The organism is Polaribacter uvawellassae (assembly GCF_039748955.1).
GTDB lineage: Bacteria > Bacteroidota > Bacteroidia > Flavobacteriales > Flavobacteriaceae > Polaribacter > Polaribacter uvawellassae.
In genome coordinates this window covers 561337-577981 of sequence record NZ_JBDIZN010000001.1, presented here as the reverse complement: position 1 = coordinate 577981, position 16645 = coordinate 561337, and the positions used below count along the sequence as shown (strand labels likewise).

12 protein-coding genes and 2 tRNA genes are annotated in these 16645 nt (G+C 30.1%); 2 read left to right on the top strand and 12 right to left on the bottom strand.

Annotated features, from left to right (window positions below):
* Positions 1-2 precede the first annotated feature (2 nt).
* From ABDX67_RS02645 to cyoE, 3 genes are read right to left on the bottom strand one after another with little or no spacing between them, the layout of a single operon-like run.
* Entirely contained in the window at positions 3-983 is a 981-nt protein-coding gene (locus ABDX67_RS02645) for a cytochrome c oxidase subunit 3 (RefSeq protein ID WP_347173351.1), read from the bottom strand.
* Between the two features lie 54 nt (positions 984-1037).
* Positions 1038-1622 carry a cytochrome c oxidase subunit 3 gene (locus tag ABDX67_RS02640; protein ID WP_347173350.1) on the bottom strand — a complete coding sequence of 195 codons (585 nt, stop codon included), beginning with the start codon at positions 1620-1622 and terminating at the stop codon, positions 1038-1040.
* Between the two features lie 5 nt (positions 1623-1627).
* A complete protein-coding gene (gene cyoE, locus ABDX67_RS02635; RefSeq protein ID WP_347173349.1) occupies positions 1628-2530 on the bottom strand; it encodes a heme o synthase in 903 nt (300 codons plus the stop codon).
* 183 nt (positions 2531-2713) lie between these two features.
* Here cyoE and ABDX67_RS02630 point away from each other — a divergent pair.
* Positions 2714-2785: transfer RNA gene (locus tag ABDX67_RS02630), tRNA-Gly, on the top strand.
* 23 nt (positions 2786-2808) lie between these two features.
* Positions 2809-2894 (top strand) — tRNA-Leu (locus ABDX67_RS02625).
* 197 nt (positions 2895-3091) lie between these two features.
* On the opposite strand, the gene ABDX67_RS02620 is transcribed toward ABDX67_RS02625, so the two are convergent.
* From ABDX67_RS02620 to ruvA, 9 genes are all read right to left on the bottom strand, one after another.
* Positions 3092-5143 carry a gliding motility protein RemB gene (locus ABDX67_RS02620; protein ID WP_347173348.1) on the bottom strand — a complete coding sequence of 684 codons (2052 nt, stop codon included), beginning with the start codon at positions 5141-5143 and terminating at the stop codon, positions 3092-3094.
* Between the two features lie 9 nt (positions 5144-5152).
* The gene (locus ABDX67_RS02615) at positions 5153-5725 is read right to left on the bottom strand and encodes an acyltransferase (protein WP_347173346.1); all 573 of its coding nucleotides are present in this window, start codon (positions 5723-5725) and stop codon (positions 5153-5155) included.
* 1 nt (position 5726) lies between these two features.
* Positions 5727-6470: a deoxyribose-phosphate aldolase gene (deoC, locus tag ABDX67_RS02610; RefSeq protein WP_347173345.1), complete on the bottom strand. Its 744-nt coding sequence runs from the start codon at positions 6468-6470 to the stop codon at positions 5727-5729.
* Between the two features lie 97 nt (positions 6471-6567).
* On the bottom strand, positions 6568-7314 hold the full coding sequence (locus tag ABDX67_RS02605) for an energy transducer TonB (protein WP_347173344.1): 747 nt from the start codon (positions 7312-7314) through the stop codon (positions 6568-6570).
* A 101-nt stretch (positions 7315-7415) separates the two neighbouring features.
* Positions 7416-8138: an energy transducer TonB family protein gene (locus ABDX67_RS02600; protein ID WP_347173342.1), complete on the bottom strand. Its 723-nt coding sequence runs from the start codon at positions 8136-8138 to the stop codon at positions 7416-7418.
* A gap of 64 nt (positions 8139-8202) precedes the next feature.
* Positions 8203-8589: a VanZ family protein gene (locus tag ABDX67_RS02595; RefSeq protein ID WP_347173340.1), complete on the bottom strand. Its 387-nt coding sequence runs from the start codon at positions 8587-8589 to the stop codon at positions 8203-8205.
* Positions 8555-8935, bottom strand: coding sequence for a glycine cleavage system protein GcvH (gene gcvH, locus ABDX67_RS02590; protein WP_347173338.1), 381 nt, complete (start codon positions 8933-8935; stop codon positions 8555-8557). The genes ABDX67_RS02595 and gcvH overlap by 35 nt, the downstream gene beginning before the upstream one ends.
* A gap of 28 nt (positions 8936-8963) precedes the next feature.
* A complete protein-coding gene (sov, locus tag ABDX67_RS02585; RefSeq protein WP_347173337.1) occupies positions 8964-16049 on the bottom strand; it encodes a T9SS outer membrane translocon Sov/SprA in 7086 nt (2361 codons plus the stop codon).
* Between the two features lie 5 nt (positions 16050-16054).
* On the bottom strand, positions 16055-16636 hold the full coding sequence (gene ruvA, locus ABDX67_RS02580) for a Holliday junction branch migration protein RuvA (RefSeq protein ID WP_347173336.1): 582 nt from the start codon (positions 16634-16636) through the stop codon (positions 16055-16057).
* Between the last annotated feature and the right edge of the window lie 9 nt (positions 16637-16645).

The window sequence follows — 16645 nt, the reverse complement described above, 5'->3', positions numbered from 1 at the left end:
AATTAAACTAAGTAGAAGAATGTAAATACAAATACCCAAACTAAATCTACAAAGTGCCAATATAATCCTACTTTTTCTACCATTTCATAATGTCCACGGCGTTCGTAGGTGCCAATAAGAACATTAAAAAATATGATAATATTTATAAGAACTCCTGTGAATACGTGAAAACCGTGAAAACCTGTAATAAAGAAAAAGAAATCTGCAAAAATTGGATTTCCATATTCATTTACTTGAAGGTTTGCACCTTCAACTACTTGTTTTGCATTCAATAAATAGCGCTCTCCTTCTTCTCTAGAAAGTATTGTTTTTTGTTTTGTAGCAAGATCAATTTTTTCTGTTCTTATTAAAACTTCCGGATTGTTCTTGTAAGAGTTTACAACTTCGTTAAGAGAATAGGTTGGTAATGTTTCATTTCCTTCAAACCATAAACCATTTTTTCTTGTATGTGCTACTCTTTCTTGATTTCCTTCAACTACAAAATCTGATAATGCAATTTGATGACCATCTTTTACAAATTGTAAAATTTTACCATCTGTTGTTTGAACTGCACCGTAAGATCCTTTGATAAAGTTTTTCCATTCCCAAGCTTGAGAGCCTAAGAAAATTAAACCACCAATAATGGTTAATAACATATACCAAGCTACTTTCTTTTTCTTCATTTGATGACCAGCATCAACAGCCAACACCATTGTTACAGAAGAAAATATTAAGATAAATGTCATTAATGCTACATAGTACATTGGTGCATGTACTCCATGTAAAAAAGGAAAGTGAGTAAAAACTTCATCGGCAATTGGCCAAGAGTCTATAAATTTAAATCTTGTTAAACCGTAAGCGGCTAAAAATCCAGAAAAAGTTAATGCATCTGATACGATAAAAAACCACATCATCATTTTTCCGTAACTTGCTCCGAAAGGTTTTTTTCCACCACCATCCCAGGTAGTTTTGTCTTCAGAATTTACAGCAATAGTTGCTCCCATAAATAGCTATGTTAATTATTTTTAAAATAGTTTGTCAAAATTACATAATTTTCATCATCTAATAAAATAGAAAAAGAAAAATAGATACATCCAAAGTACTCCAACAAAGTGCCAAAAAATTGCACCTAGCTCAAAACCAAGCATTTCTGCGGAATTATACTTAGATTTAAAATGATTATAAATTACAACTAATAATACAATTAGTCCTGCAATTAGGTGTAAAACGTGCATAAATGTAATACCAATAATAAAAGAAGTAGATACTGTACTGTTTGGTCCAGTAAAAAATAATCCAACATTTCTTAATTGAATAAACCCTTCATATTGATAATAAATAAACCCAATTCCTAAAGCTAAAGTAATAAGGAGTAATAAAAAACTTCCTTTTGTATTGTTTTTTTTAAGCAATCTTTGTGCTAAAATAAATGTTATACTACTAAAAATTATTAGTGCTGTACTTAAATAAAAAGACATTGGTAAATCAAACGTAACCCAATCTTCTCTTTTTCTACTTACCACATAAGCACTTGTTAATCCTGCAAAAAACATCGTCATGCTAATCATAGAAATCCATAGCATTGGTTTCGCTGAACTCTTCTTTGCTACATTTAATTCCGTTTTTAAACTTTCTTGACTCATTTTATTTAATGTAAAAATTTATCTATTACGTATATTATTTGAACTAATGTTATATAAATTACACTTGATAACATTAATTTTCTTGCTTCAATATTAGATTCTGTTTTGTGTAATTGTATGCCGTAATACAACATAGAACAACCAGCCAAAGCTATAATTACTGCTGTTGCAGGATAAATATAAAATGCTCCTGTAACTTTTAATACTGGTGCTATAGAAACTAAGATCATTATAAAAGTATAAAAGATAATTTGCTTTATTGCACCTTTATCTTTTTTATTCATCGGCAACATATTAAATCCTGCTTTCTGATATTCTTCAAATTGTAACCAACCAATTGCCCAAAAGTGTGGAAATTGCCAAAAAAACTGAATTAAAAATAAAAACCCGGCTTCAATACCAAATTGATTAGTTGCCGCAACCCAACCTAACATAAATGGAATTGCTCCTGGAATTGCTCCTACAAAAACAGCTAATGGAGTTACAGATTTTAACGGAGTGTAAATACTTGTGTATAAAAAAATTGATATCGCTCCAAATAACGCAGATTTTGCGTTGATGTTATATAGAATTGCAATTCCTAAAATTGTAAATGAAAATGCAATTATTAAGGCATTAGAAACAGTCATTCTGCCAGCTGGCAAAGGTCTGTTCATTGTTCTTTTCATTAAAGAATCAGTATCTCTTTCTATTACTTGATTAAATGCATTTGAAGCACCAACCATTAAGTAACCACCAATTGCCAATTGAACAATTATAAATGCATCAACAATTTCTGCTGCTAATAAATAACCTGCTATTGACGAAAAAACTACACTTAGAGATAAACCAACTTTTGTAAGTTGTTTAAAATCTGTTATAAAGTTTTTAATTGTTGATTTATTTTCTATGCTAGAAACTGAGCTCATTTAAATATTTTCAAACCTTTTGCAAAGATATTTTATTCTGTGCTAATTTCTTGCTTTTTAGGCTATAAAAAACGAATTAGATTTCTATTTAAAATATCTTAAAAAAAACTTTGCTATTTCCTTTTTTGTTTTAACTTTGCACCCGCATTGAGATATATGCTAAGTTCTTATAAAATATACTGCGCGAAAGTAGCTCAGGGGTAGAGCATCACCTTGCCAAGGTGAGGGTCGCGGGTTCAAATCCCGTCTTTCGCTCTATTCTTTAATATAATACCAATGCTCAAGTGGTGGAATTGGTAGACACGCTGGACTTAAAATCCAGTGGGCAGTAATGCCCGTATGGGTTCAAGTCCCATCTTGAGTACAAGAAAGTCTTAACATTAATTTGTTAAGGCTTTTTTTATGGATAAAACTGTTGAAAAAATATTAGAAATAAAAAAAACCCACTCTAAATTAGAGTGGGAAAATTGCTATGAAAAAGAAAGTGGTTTTTACACCACTAAACAAATATACAAGTTTTTGACAAACTCTAATAGTTTTTTTTAAAAAAATAAAAGTTTTTTAAAAATCAAAATACCAATTAAATAAATCTGCTTTTATTCCTACTGAAAACCACAGTGCAACGTTTTTAGAATTAGTAGGATCTCTTTCTAAAGAGAAGTTTCTAAATGTAAATCCACCAAATAAACTTAAGTTATTTGATGTGTTTAACAAATATCTTCCTTGAAAATCTGCTATAAATATTACTGCTTTGTTTCCTTGACCAACTTCATTGTCATAGTCTCCTTTTCTAATATTATATGATTTATAAATATCACCACCATTACTAACAGAAGCAAAGTCATCAAATCCTTTCTGACCCATAACCACTTTTGCGCTTGTTGTCCATCGATCAAATTTATAATTTGCGATAACAATTGCTTCCCAAAAATTGGCTCCCCAAGCATGACTTAATGGTTGACTGTAATTTCCGTAATTTAAGATTGGGTCTTTATGTGCAAACGTATAAGGCCTTACAGTGTTTAATTCTGCTTGTACATACAAGTCTTTAATGTCAAACGCATCAAAATATTTTGCTCCTAATTGAAACCCAAACTTGTTTCCCCAATATCCTAAATCACCAATTTTTCCGAATGAAAATTCATCAATAACTAATTGCGAATATAAAACAAGGTTTTCTTTTAGCTTGTATTTTGCTGTTAATCCTAACATTGCGTTTCCTGCATCTTCTCCTCTACTAAACTCAACAGCTCTATAAAACATTAATGGATTCATAAACCCAATATCAAACCCTTGGTCTCCTTTAGAAATTGCTGATTCAAAAAAACCAATATTTAATTTATCTGTAATATTAAGACTTAAATAATGTATGGCTATATATTTTCTTGGGTGTTCGTTGTTTACAACTACTGGCTGTCTAACATCTGTGCCCCAAAGCCAAATGTTTGTGTAATTTAATTTCCAGAAATTTACACTCATTTTTAAATAAGGCATAGGTGAAGAAACGTCAGAAAGTAAAAGAGATCTATATCCGTCTCCAATAAAATTCTTTCCATTACCAAATTGAAATTGTAAAAACTTATTTGGTGTGTATGCCAAATAACCTTCTGCAACAGGATAATCAAAAGCATCTGCTTTAAACCCTTTTGCTTTTCCTCTTCCTGGAACTAATCCTTCAGAAAATGCTGGTTTAAAAGTGTTTGATGGGTTTGAAATAAAATCGTTTATATAACCTGCAAATCTTCCCTGACTTTCATAAATTGTTGCTGAAAAAGAAAAATCGTTTCCTAATCCTCCGTTTACGGTTAAATTTCTAGAGTTATTAAATGTATAAGTAACATCAGAGTTGTCTTTACCAAATTGTACATCTAACAAAAAATCTAAATTAAACCAATATCCATCTCCTCTTACTTCTAATAAATGTTCGTTCCAAAGTTTTCTTTTTAACCAAGTTGTTTCTTCTGGTTTTAAAAACTGACTTTTTTCTGCATCTAAATCAAAAACAGCATTCATATTATTATAAACATAAGGTTTTACAGCTGTGTGAGCGCTATTATTTTTATTTAAAGCATAATCGTAATTAATATATCGTTGATGTGTGAATGGAATATTCAATTGACTTTTATGTTCTATAAACAATGTCTTTTTAAGGTTGTCTTTAATAGCAATTGGTTTTATCTCTTTTGGTTTTACCTCAACTATTTCTTCTGTAACTTCATTTCCAATTTGTAACGGAAAGTTTAATGGCAACGCAAAACGCATTTCTACATTATTGTTGTTGTATTTTGCTGGTGATATTACTGGTAAAGTACTAAAAACTCTTTTTACTTCTGCTTCTAATTCTGTATACGGAGAATTAATGTAAATCAATTTAAAATTACCTGTGTTTGTAACTACAAAAACAGCACTTACAGTTCCTTTAAATTTCTCTCTTTCTAAAATAACTGGCGAATTAAACTCTTTAAAAAACAGTTCTTTTGTTGTTTTGTAAAAGCACGGTTCTATTTTATCAATATTTTCATTTTCACAGCTTTTAAATACTGGATGTCTTTCTGCTTGAGCAGATAAAAAAAGCGGAATTAAAAAAAAATATAAAAGAAGATGTTTTTTCATTATTGTTTTTTACAGTTTAGTAACTCTGTTGTTTTTTAATTGATATTTTTCTTTACTTTCTGAACACTCTGCAATTCCTTCTTCATTAAAAATTAATCGATGTCCAAATTCGCTAATCCAACCAATTTGTTTTGAAGGATTACCAACAACCAAAGCGTACGGTAAAATTTCTTTGACAACAACTGCTCCGGCACCAATAAAAGAAAACTCACCAATATCATTACCACAAACTATGGTTGCATTTGCACCAATACTTGCTCCTTTTCTAACAACGGTTTTTAAGTATTGATTTTTTCTGTTTACGGCACTTCTAGGGTTGATAACATTTGTAAAAACCATCGATGGCCCTAAAAAAACATCATCCTCGCAAATAACTCCTGTATAAATTGAAACGTTATTTTGTACTTTAACATTGTTTCCTAAAACTACTTCTGGCGAAATCACAACATTTTGACCAATATTGCAATTTTTGCCAATTTTACAATTTGGCATTATATGACTAAAGTGCCAAATACTTGTTCCTTCTCCAATTTCACAACCGTCATCAATAACAGCTGTTTCGTGCGCTTTATAGTTACTCATTTCAATATGTTGAATTAATTCTGGTTTCTTCGATTATTTCTTTTGCTGAAGAAGTTCCAATTCTTTCAACTCCTAAAGTAATCATTTTTAAAGCATCGCTTTTTGTTTTTACACCGCCTGCCGCTTTTATTTTTAAAGGCTTTGCATTCTCTGACATTATTTTTATAGTCTCAAATGTGGCTCCGTTTGGCTTATTGTTTTCTGTTTTATAAAATCCTGTTGATGATTTTACAAAAACATTTCTTGCATTCTTTTCACCAAAATTATCAATAACAACATTTTTTATCAGCATTGAAATAGCTGCAATTTCATCATTACTTAATGCTGCTACTTCAATAATCCATTTTACAACTTTGTTGTTTTTTAACCCTAAAGTTGTACCTGTTAATATTTCTTCTTTAATTAATGGTATTTCTCCTTTCTTAAAGGCTTCATAATTTACAACAAAATCTAAATCATCTACTCCTAAATTAATGGCATTTTGTGCTTCAGCTAATTTTTCTTCAATAGAATATGTGCCTTCATGAAAACCAATTACCGTACCAACCAAAACATTTGAATCCGATTTACTAATCAACTCTTTTGCTAAAGCAATATAATTAGCCCTTATCATTACCAATTTAAAATTGAAAGTAATAGCTTCATTAACTAGCTTAATAATTTTTGCTTGTGTTTCTTTTTCAGAAATATTAGCCTGAGTTGGAGTTTTTAAATAAGTAGAATCTAAATATTGTACTAGCTTCATTTATCGTTGATTTATCTAAACAAAAATAGTAAATATTAAGCGCATTAAAAAAGAGCAATCTAATTGATTGCTCTTTTTATTTTTATATAATTAAATTCTAATGAACACTAAACGTTATTGGCAATGCAAATTTAACATTTACCGGAACTTTGCGTTGCATTCCTGGTGTAAATTGTGGTAATTTTTTAATAATATTTTTTGCTTCTTTTTCTAGTTTTGGATGTGGAGCTTTAATTTTAATCTCATTTATATTTCCTGTTTTAGAAATTACAAATTGTGCAAATATTTTATATTTTCCTGATCTTAAATTTAGCTCTTGAGCTAAATCAACATCAAATCTTTGAATAACAAATTTTTGAATAGACGAAATAAAGCATATTTTGTTTTCCTCTTGTGATAACCCTTCACATCCTTTAAAAACCGGTGCATCTTCAATAATTATAAATGCTACTTCTTCAATTATCTTTGGGTCTTCTGGAACATAATTATTTAGTGCAATATTTATATTTGATTCAATTTTATCTAACGGCTCTAAATCTGGCAATAAATCTTCTATTAAAACTTCATCCTCTTTTTTAGGATCTAATTCGTCAAGAATTAAAACTTTTGGTGGTGCTTTTTTTAAATTCTTTTTTTGTTCTTTAATAAAATTAGATGGATTATCTTCAGTTAAGAGTTCATAATTAAAACTTGAATCTGGAACTATAATACTAAACTTTTTTTCTACTGTTTCAAATTCTATAAGCTGATAAACAACAAACAACACCAACACAAGTGATAATTGCATAAAAATGTTTGTGTACTTTTCTAATTGTTTTTTTGGATGCTTTTTTTCATTTTTCATAATTATATAGTTTTAAGTTATAATGATGAATTCAAAAAAGATGCCAATAAAAAAGAGCTACCAAAATGGTAGCCCTTTTTTACTTTATTTTTATTAAGATGTTATTCAACATTAAATGAAATTGGCAATGTATACTTCATCCCTACTGCAATTCCTCTTTGTCTACCAGGAATCATTTTAGGTAACGTTTTTGTAACTCTTACCGCTTCTTGTCCTAATCTTGGATGTGGTGTTCTAATTACCTGAACATCAGTAATTGCACCTGTTTTATCTATTCTAAATCCAACCCAAATTTTCTTTTTTCCTGGAGATAAACCTAGTTCACCTGCTAAATCGCCATTAAACTTTCTACCTACGTGCTGTCTTATTTTTTCATTTAAACAATCACCTTTTTGTTTTCTTGTTCCAGTACATCCTGGAAAAACAGGTACTTCTTCAATAACAGCAAAAGGAACATCTTCTACAATTGTTTCAACCTCTTCTACTTCAACGATTTCTTCTACTTCAACAGCTTCAGTTTCATCTGTTTCTGTAGTTTCAATTACAGTTTCTTCAACTTCTTTCTCGTCCTCTACAATTTCTATTTTTTCTGGTGCTGGTGGTGGTGGAGCTTTTGGCTTAACCTCTTCAATACGCTCTGTAATTGGAATGTCTTCTTCCAATAAATCTTGCATGTTTGCATCACCAAATGAATCAATTACTCTATCATAGGTTTTGTTTTCCATTGCTACATAAGTAACAAAAAGTGCTAAAACCAAACCTAGTTGAATAAACAGCTTCGAGTAATTCTCTAAATTTGATTTTGGATTTTTCTTAATTTCCATCCTAATGTTTTTTTAATAGTTCGCTAATTTAATTAAATTCTTATGACTTATGCAAGTATTAAAGTTAAATAGCATCAATTTTTTTATAAATTGAGTTAAAAATTAACAATGCTATAAAAACTCCAACGCTATTTGCAACAACATCAAGTAAACTTGCTGTTCTATAAGTTGTAAGAGTTGTTTGTAAAACTTCAATAATTATGCCATAAAAAACACAACCTAAAGCAATTGCATATTTTGTAGTGTTATTTTTCCTAGAAATAGGAAAACTAAGCAACCAAGTTAATGATAATATAAAATATGCAATTGTGTGATAAATCTTATCTACATTAGATAAATTAATTGTTGGACCAGTACTTTTTATCAAGCTTAAAAACCCAATAACTAATGCAATAAAAATTGCAATAAAAATAATTTTATCCTTTAATAAGATCTTGATAAGCTTGCGCATCTAGTAAATCATCTAATTGAGAAGCATCTGCTATTGTTACTTTAATCATCCAGCCTTTACCGTAAGGATCTTTGTTTACTAATTCTGGTTCGTCTTCTAAACCTTCATTAAATTCGATAACTTCTCCGGTTAACGGCATAAATAAATCTGAAACTGTTTTTACAGCTTCTACAGATCCAAAAACTTCATCTCTTTCTACTGTATCATCAACAGTATCTACATCTACGTATACGATATCACCAAGTTCTCCTTGTGCAAAATCTGTAATACCAATTGTAACTGTGTCGCCTTCTACCTTAATCCATTCGTGGTCTTTTGTGTACTTTAATTCTGATGGAATGTTCATTATAATTGTTTTTTATTGTTGATTAATTTTAATTGCCTAAGTTATAAATTAAATTGAAACCAGCATTAATAGATTGTCTAGGAAATGTGGTTGAAATTGCATATTTAGACATTGTATGATTGTAATAAAATGATGTTGTTAAATTTCTATTTAATTTATAGTCTGCTGCAAATTTAATAGATAAAAGTTTTTGACCACCACTTATTTGATTATTTTCTATGTCCACAGATCTAATCATTGTTAAATTATCTCTTAAAGAAATATCTGCTCTCATATTAATATCTCCTTTCATATTTTGTTTTTTACCTGCAAAACGAGTATTAAATGCAACGTTTTTTAATCTATAACCAACACCAAAAATATATTCTGTTCCTTTAATATCTGTTAATGTACTATTATCAAAATTTAAAGTAAGTGTTCTGTCTTTTCTAATTTCTCCTTTAAAAGAAAATGAGTTTTTCATTTTCATATCAATTTTAATCAACGGAGAAAACTCATCAATTAAACTTGCTGCTGCTATTAATAGTTTTGGTTGATAGTTTCCTGTTGCGTTTACTTTTGTTAAATCTGATTGATCGTATTGCAAGTTATTTGTGTAATTAGAAATTGTATATGAAGATTTATATCCGTTTGTTATTGTAAAGCTAGTAAAATTTTCTTTAAACCAACCTATTTTCATTAATCCATTATAACGTAAAGTCCAATTCGGAATTGGAATATTTTTAAACAATCCTAATCCAACTGAACTTGCATTATCTCCTGAATAAGCTGCAATAAAAGCTGGTAATAAAACTTGTTGCCCTGCTTCTTTAAATGCTGCATTTGCTGTATTTGGCAATCCACTTTCTGAAGATAATCTTTGCGAAAGCACTGTTCTGTTTGCTAAAAAAGAATTAAACAACTCATCTGAATCTGTAAACACTGTAGATAACATAGAAAAACTTGTGCTAAAGTTCCCGGTTTCTGTAATTGGTGTTGATGTATTTAAAACGCCACCTTCTACATCTAATTGTTGCGAAATATTGTTTGTTTCAATTTTATTTCCCGTCAATTCTATATTTAAATCATTAAAAGGTTTTAAAGAAATTGTATAATCTAATTTATTATAATGTGTTCTGCTATATGTTTTGTTGTAATATTCAGAACCGACTGCTCTATCTACCAACCAACCTTTTTCAAATGCTTTATTTCTGATATCAATCTGACTACCAAAAACAAAACCTAAGGTTGGTGCAAAACCTCCGTTTACTTGATCTCTTCCAAGGAATCCAGAACTACCAGTATAACCAGGCAATAATGTTCCATTGTTGGATGCATTACTAATTTTAACTGTTTTAACCGCTGTAACAAAATCATAAACACCTAATAAAATTTTATCTTTTAGTGTTGCTTTTTTTGTTTTTACCTGATTTGCATTTGGTAATTGTGGCGCTTGAAATGGATTTGAACTTTTGTTAGTTGCAGCATTTCCATCTTTAATAAACAATTTTTTAAATCCTGTATCTTGATATAATTTAGAAAAACTGAAAGCTGTATTAAAATTATGGGTGTTAGAGTTTTGTAATAAATTACCAATTTTATCTACATAACTTTTTGATGCAGCTTTCCAATCAAAATTTGCTGTATAACTGTAATCTGCAGTTACAAAACCTAAATAGGGAAGTTTATCAATTGGCAATTTATAATTGGCTGTCAACTTTTGATTGTAATGATCTGGTCTTCCCATACTAAAAAACTGATCAAAAATTTCTAGTTCTTCTCCGTTCCCAAAGTTATCATACAAATAACTATTGTTTGCATTAAAGTTTAAACTCAACGATTTTGTCAAATCAAATCCAATTGTATAATCCCAATCAAACATAAATCTACGTTGCGTTAATGTTGGTTGCGGACTCAATCCTTCAATTAAATTTCTAGATTTTTGCTCAACATAATTTCTAGTAATTCTAGAATTTAATCCAATAGATTTTGGTAATAAATTAATATTTATATCTCTAATAATTTGCCAATGTTTACTTTTTCCAAAAAATTCTGACTTTTTAAATGGCTCAATAAATTTTGGTTGAAACGTAAAATTATAACTCGCGCCTGCTCTTAAATTCTGATTTAAATACTTTTCTATATTATAATCTTTATGATATTCTTCTGAGAAAGCATAGGTAACAGAAAAGTTTTCTACATCATAAGGTTTTGGTTTTTTTGTAGATTCTGGATTTCTATTTTTCTTTACATTATTAAAACTGATACTCTTTCGTAACGTATAATCTTGAGAATTTGCACTATTTGGATTTACTTCTTTTGCTTCAGCAAATTTTACATCTTGATATTGTGGATCGTACTTTGGATCTCTAAATTCTTCACCAATACTATAACTCATCGGTAATTGAACGCCCCAGTTTTTAGGCATCATTTTCCCTAAATTAATGTTTGTAGAAATATCGTATTGTTTTGTTTCTTCTATACTTCTTTGATTAACTCTATCTTCTACATTTCCAAAACCAATAGTTTGCATTCTTCCAGTTACAGAAACATCTGCTAAGTCAGCAAAATTTGCATCTGCATTTACAACTGCAGCCCAACCGCCTTTATTATCAAATCCAGAAGATCGCAATTCATTAAACCAAATTTCTGCACTTTTTTGTGTAGGTCTTGTATTTTTTACTCCTAACATTAAGGTTCTAATAGCGCCTAAAGTCGGATTTCCTTTTACTCTTAACACCACAGAATGCACAGGCGAATTTGTTGGAAATGGGTATATTTTATTGATGGATAATGTTCCGCCAGAATTCGGAATTTCTCCATCTCTTTTTAATTTTATTCTGCCTAATTCTTCTAAAATAACATCTAAATTATTTGCTTCGGGCCAAACATTTGTTGGTTCTAAGCTTCCGCTTGCAGAAACTTTTAACGGCACTTCTATTTGATAAAAGTTATCATCTAAATCTGTACCTAATCTAATAATAGCAACTAAATCATTATCAGCAACACTTCCAGTAACAATAGGCTCTGCATGTATAAACATTTTTAAGTTTTTATACATTCTTAAATCTACACTAAGGTTTTTATAAATTGCTCTGGTTTCATTTTGCATTAAATCTTTTACTTTTAAAGAAACCGATTGCTCGTTTTGTTGTTGTATGGTAGAACTTCCTTGTAGTTGCTCTCTAATAATTCCTGGGGGCAATACATATCTTCCTTCATTTTGTTCTATACTAACAACACCAACTTCAAAATTATTTAAATCTTGATTTGTTAAATCTTGTGGCGGTTTTATAGCAGGATTTAATGTTTTTGTATAACGCCTATAATCTCCTCTTACCAATTCTAACTGCCCAAAACGCAACACAACCGGCATTTTAAATTTGGTCATAAACATTCTAATAAATCGAATACTATTAAAATCTGTAATTCCGTTTACTGCCGTTCCGCTTCTAACAGGAATTCTAAATTGATACCATTTTGTTTTTCTAGAAGTTCCGTCTGCCAACGTAACCGACGTTTCTTTTTCATCAACAATATTATTACTTCCTTTTACCAAATCATTTTTGTTTAAAGAGACCTTGTATTCAAAGTAACTTTCTACCGTATTCATGGTTTGATCTTTATTAATATCTTCTACATCTGGATAAGAAGAAGACGAAGTTGGATAGGATTCTGTAGATTGATTTGCCGTTGGCGAATTTCCTTCTGTATTATTAAAGTTTTTATACCTGGTAATTACTGATGCATTTGTATTATCAAAATTGGTACTTCTAAAATATTGAAAATTATCTGATGAAATATCATTCTGATTTAACTTACTAATATCAAAAACTTTTGGTTGATAAAAACTAAATTCATCTTCGTTTTTCAATCCATCTAAACCAATATCTTGATTTTTCCTAGAGGTATCATCAACATCAAAAGCGTATAAAATAGATTGATTTGTTGGCACATTTCCCCAAGTCGATGCAGTAATATTTGTATTCGTTCCATCAGCTGGCATTCCGTTTTCGTACATCTTTCTATTATCTTTTAAGATGTCTTCAGAAATGTTTCCTAAGTTAAAATACAATTCTCCAACTTGATTTACAGGATTCTTTGGATCAATTCCTGTTGGTAAACCTTCAGCATTTGTAATCGAATAATCTTGATACGGATCTTTAATCCAAAACTGAATGTATTCTACATTTGCTTGATCAAAATTGTTGGTAGTTAATGGTCGCATAATTCCACCCCAACGATCTTGCGGATTCGAAAAAGTTCCATCAGCTTTAACAGTTGCTCCAGTATCAAAATTATAGGTTCCTCTTTCTGAAGGAAAATACGCCAAATCTAAAGTTCTTACTAAAATGTTTTGCGTTAAATCTAATTCTGTGTTCGGAAATAATTCTGAATAACCAATTTGACGAACTTCTGTTCTAGACAATTCTATGTTGTCAATATTTGCTGGTTTTGCGCCGTTTCCGTAAAACAATTGATCAATAGAATACCACGCTAATTTTGCTCTTTTATCATTATAACTTAAGTCGTTTGCAGCACCGTTTAAATTTTGAGTTTGTGGCGTACTTGCTGTAAACCAATTTAACGGCGATAATAAATCTATCGGAATTTGTGATGCTTCAAAATCATCTATATAAGTTGTTGCTGCTCCGTTAACATCAACGCCACTTGGAGTTCCAGGAAGTAAATATGCTAAATCTGCTCTAACAGACACATTTGAAGGAACATCTGTATCTACAAACGGAATTTTATTTACCCATTTTGTAAAAATTGGCATTTCTGTAGTATATTCTACATTTAAACCAAACATGGTGTTGTTTATTGGGTCGCTACCAAAATTTACTTTTTGAGTAATAGGTTTTTCAGTAACGTTTAAAAGTGTTCCTCCTAAAATAAAATCATCAGAAAAGCGATGTTCGACATCTAATCCCATAAAGGTTTTTCTCTGTTGATTAAAAACCGAATTATTTTCTGTAGAAACGCTTATTGGAACACCAGAGGATTGCAATCCTGGATCAATAATTTGAACTCTACCAAAGTTATAATCTACAACAAAATCTACACCTTCTACCAATTGTCTTCCACCAGCTGTAACTTTTACAGAACCTTTTGGAACGTTAAATGCGTTTAACGGGATTCCGTTACTATTTTCTGTTTTTGCATACCCTTTTAAAATAAATTTATCTTTATTCTGATGGTTATTTTTTGCTTGTGATTTTGTGTTGATATACAATTCATTAAACACATAATCATTTTTATCTGATGGTGTTGTTAACGAACTTGATAAGTCAGAACCAAAAGGTTCTGTTTCTGGAAAAATAATAAATCCTCTGTTAGAATTTACTGTAACATTTTCTACATAATCAAAAAAACCATCTCCATTAGGCACTGCATAAGAACTTTGATCTAACTTGTCTAAATTTAAAACATTTAACAATGTTTTATTCGAAATTCCTGGAGTTGAAGCATTTTGTAAGGTGTTAGACGGAATTCCTGTTTTATCATCTCTATATAAAATTTCTAATCTAAAACCATCTTGCGTTAAAGGAAAAACACCCAAAGGATACACATTTTTCATCATTAATTTCCAAGTTGGAAATTGTTCTTCGTTCCCTGCAACAGTTCTTTTTGTAGTAATAATTTCGCTTCGTAATAATTTTACTGCTAAATTACTTGGCGCTACAATTCCGTCATTAGATAATTCTCCAACTTTAAAAGAAGTTTCTGAACTACCAACAACTGTATATTCATAAGCAACCGCTAAAACTTCACCGTCAGAGAGTTTTCTATTCAACGAAATAAATCCTAATTGCGGATTCAACGTATATTCATTCTCTTCTAATTTTCTAGCATTTTGCAAAGTAGAATATCCAGTTCCTTGATTTAAACCATAATTTAAAAGTGTATTTTCAACCGTAGTTATATCTCTAATTCCACTAGTTTCAGTTAATAAATTGGATAAATTATTTGCTTTATTTGATGGAATGTTTTTACCTTGGACTTGCGATGGCGAAGTTGGGTTTACACCAGAACCAACATAATCTGGTTTGTTGGGTTCTCCAATATCTGCTAGCGCAACAATACTTCTAAAGTTTTCTGTGTTTGAATTTCTATTGGTGATCCAAACTTCAATCCTTGTAATATTTATTGGACTACTAATTAATGGGTAGTTTTGAAGTGATTTTTTATAATTTTCTCTAAAATATTGTGCTAAAAAAAAGTGTCTGTTATCATCGTAATCTGTAGCCCTTATTTCAAAAGGATTGATGGATGCTCCTGCTTCTGCAGTTACAGTTTTACTTTCAGAGTTTTGTTGAGAAAACACTGCGGTTACTGTCGTTTTACCAAATTGCAATTCGGTTTTTAAACCAAACAAACTCTGAGCTCCGTTTATCAACGAGTTTTTTATCGGCATCGAAACATTACCAGCTTCAATTTTTCTGATAATATCGTCTTCCGTAGGCGTGTATTCTAATTTAATTAAATTCTGAAAATCGAATGTAGATTGTGTATCATAATCTGCTGTAACTTTTAATCTTTTTCCAACATTTGCAACAATGCTTGCTGTTATTTGCTGATCAAAATCAAATGTAAAACTACTTCTATTATTTTCTGATAATTGTGGATTATCAACATTTTGGTAAATTCCACCTAACTTAATGTTTAAGTTTCCGCTCGGAATTACCTCAACGGTATTTCCGCCAAAAATAGATTCAAAAAACTTAGAATTTACATAATATGTTGGTAGTAAATTTTTTTGTGCAGCTTTGTTTCCTTTCTTTTTACTTAAGGCATCGTTCTTTTCTTTAAAATAATCTTTAATATCTTTTTTTAAGCGATATTTTTGATACTCTTCTGGCGACATAAAAATTGGGTTTCCTACTTTAAAATCACCCAATTGTTCTACAACAATGTATTTATTTAATTTCTTGTCAAAAACAACAGAATACGTAGTTGGCGCATTCAAAAAAATGCTTCCTTTCTGGTTTTGTTTAAATTTATATTTAAGCACAGGAACAGAATCTTTTTTAATAGAATCGTTCTTAGTTTTTACGGTTTGAGAAAAAACAGTTGTAGTTGCTAATATAGCAACTACACATATTAATAATCTATGAAAACACGTCTTCCTCAATTTAATTATAAACTTTTTAATGCACTTTTAATCAACAATTCTACTGTAGCTTCTGGTTGCTCTTTTAAAATTGTATTTAATACTTTATCTGATTGCTTTCTATTAAAACCTAATACTTCTAATGCAGATAACGCTTCATCTTTATTCGTATTGTTTTTAATAACAGAAATTGTGTCTAAATCAAACGTTTTTAAAATTTTATCTTTTAAATCTATAATTACACGTTGTGCTGTTTTTGCTCCAATACCTTTTACAGACTGAATTAGGGCGATATTTTCTGATGCAATTGCTTGTTGTATTTCTTCGGATGACATTGAAGACAACATGGTTCTTGCAATGCTTGGTCCTACTCCAGAAACAGAGATTAACAATCTAAAAATTTCTCTTTCAGTTTTATCAATAAAACCAAACAACGTATGAGAATCTTCTTTAACTGATAGATGCGTAAATAATGTAATTGCTTCGCTATCTGGTAAAGTAGAAAATGTATTTAAAGAAATGTGCAATAAATAGCCAACTCCAGCACAATCTACCACAACATAAGTTGGATTTTTCTCTACTAATCTTCCTTTTATTTGTGTAATCATTTAGTGTTT

Coding starts and splice junctions, on each gene's coding strand:
- ABDX67_RS02645 (WP_347173351.1), bottom strand. CDS start 983: ATGGGAGCAACTATTGCTGTAAATTCTGAAGACAAAACTACCTGGGAT.
- ABDX67_RS02595 (WP_347173340.1), bottom strand. CDS start 8,589: ATGCGCAAGCTTATCAAGATCTTATTAAAGGATAAAATTATTTTTATT.
- ABDX67_RS02640 (WP_347173350.1), bottom strand. CDS start 1,622: ATGAGTCAAGAAAGTTTAAAAACGGAATTAAATGTAGCAAAGAAGAGT.
- ruvA (WP_347173336.1), bottom strand. CDS start 16,636: ATGATTACACAAATAAAAGGAAGATTAGTAGAGAAAAATCCAACTTAT.
- cyoE (WP_347173349.1), bottom strand. CDS start 2,530: ATGAGCTCAGTTTCTAGCATAGAAAATAAATCAACAATTAAAAACTTT.
- ABDX67_RS02615 (WP_347173346.1), bottom strand. CDS start 5,725: ATGAGTAACTATAAAGCGCACGAAACAGCTGTTATTGATGACGGTTGT.
- gcvH (WP_347173338.1), bottom strand. CDS start 8,935: ATGAACATTCCATCAGAATTAAAGTACACAAAAGACCACGAATGGATT.
- deoC (WP_347173345.1), bottom strand. CDS start 6,470: ATGAAGCTAGTACAATATTTAGATTCTACTTATTTAAAAACTCCAACT.
- ABDX67_RS02605 (WP_347173344.1), bottom strand. CDS start 7,314: ATGAAAAATGAAAAAAAGCATCCAAAAAAACAATTAGAAAAGTACACA.
- ABDX67_RS02620 (WP_347173348.1), bottom strand. CDS start 5,143: ATGAAAAAACATCTTCTTTTATATTTTTTTTTAATTCCGCTTTTTTTA.
- ABDX67_RS02600 (WP_347173342.1), bottom strand. CDS start 8,138: ATGGAAATTAAGAAAAATCCAAAATCAAATTTAGAGAATTACTCGAAG.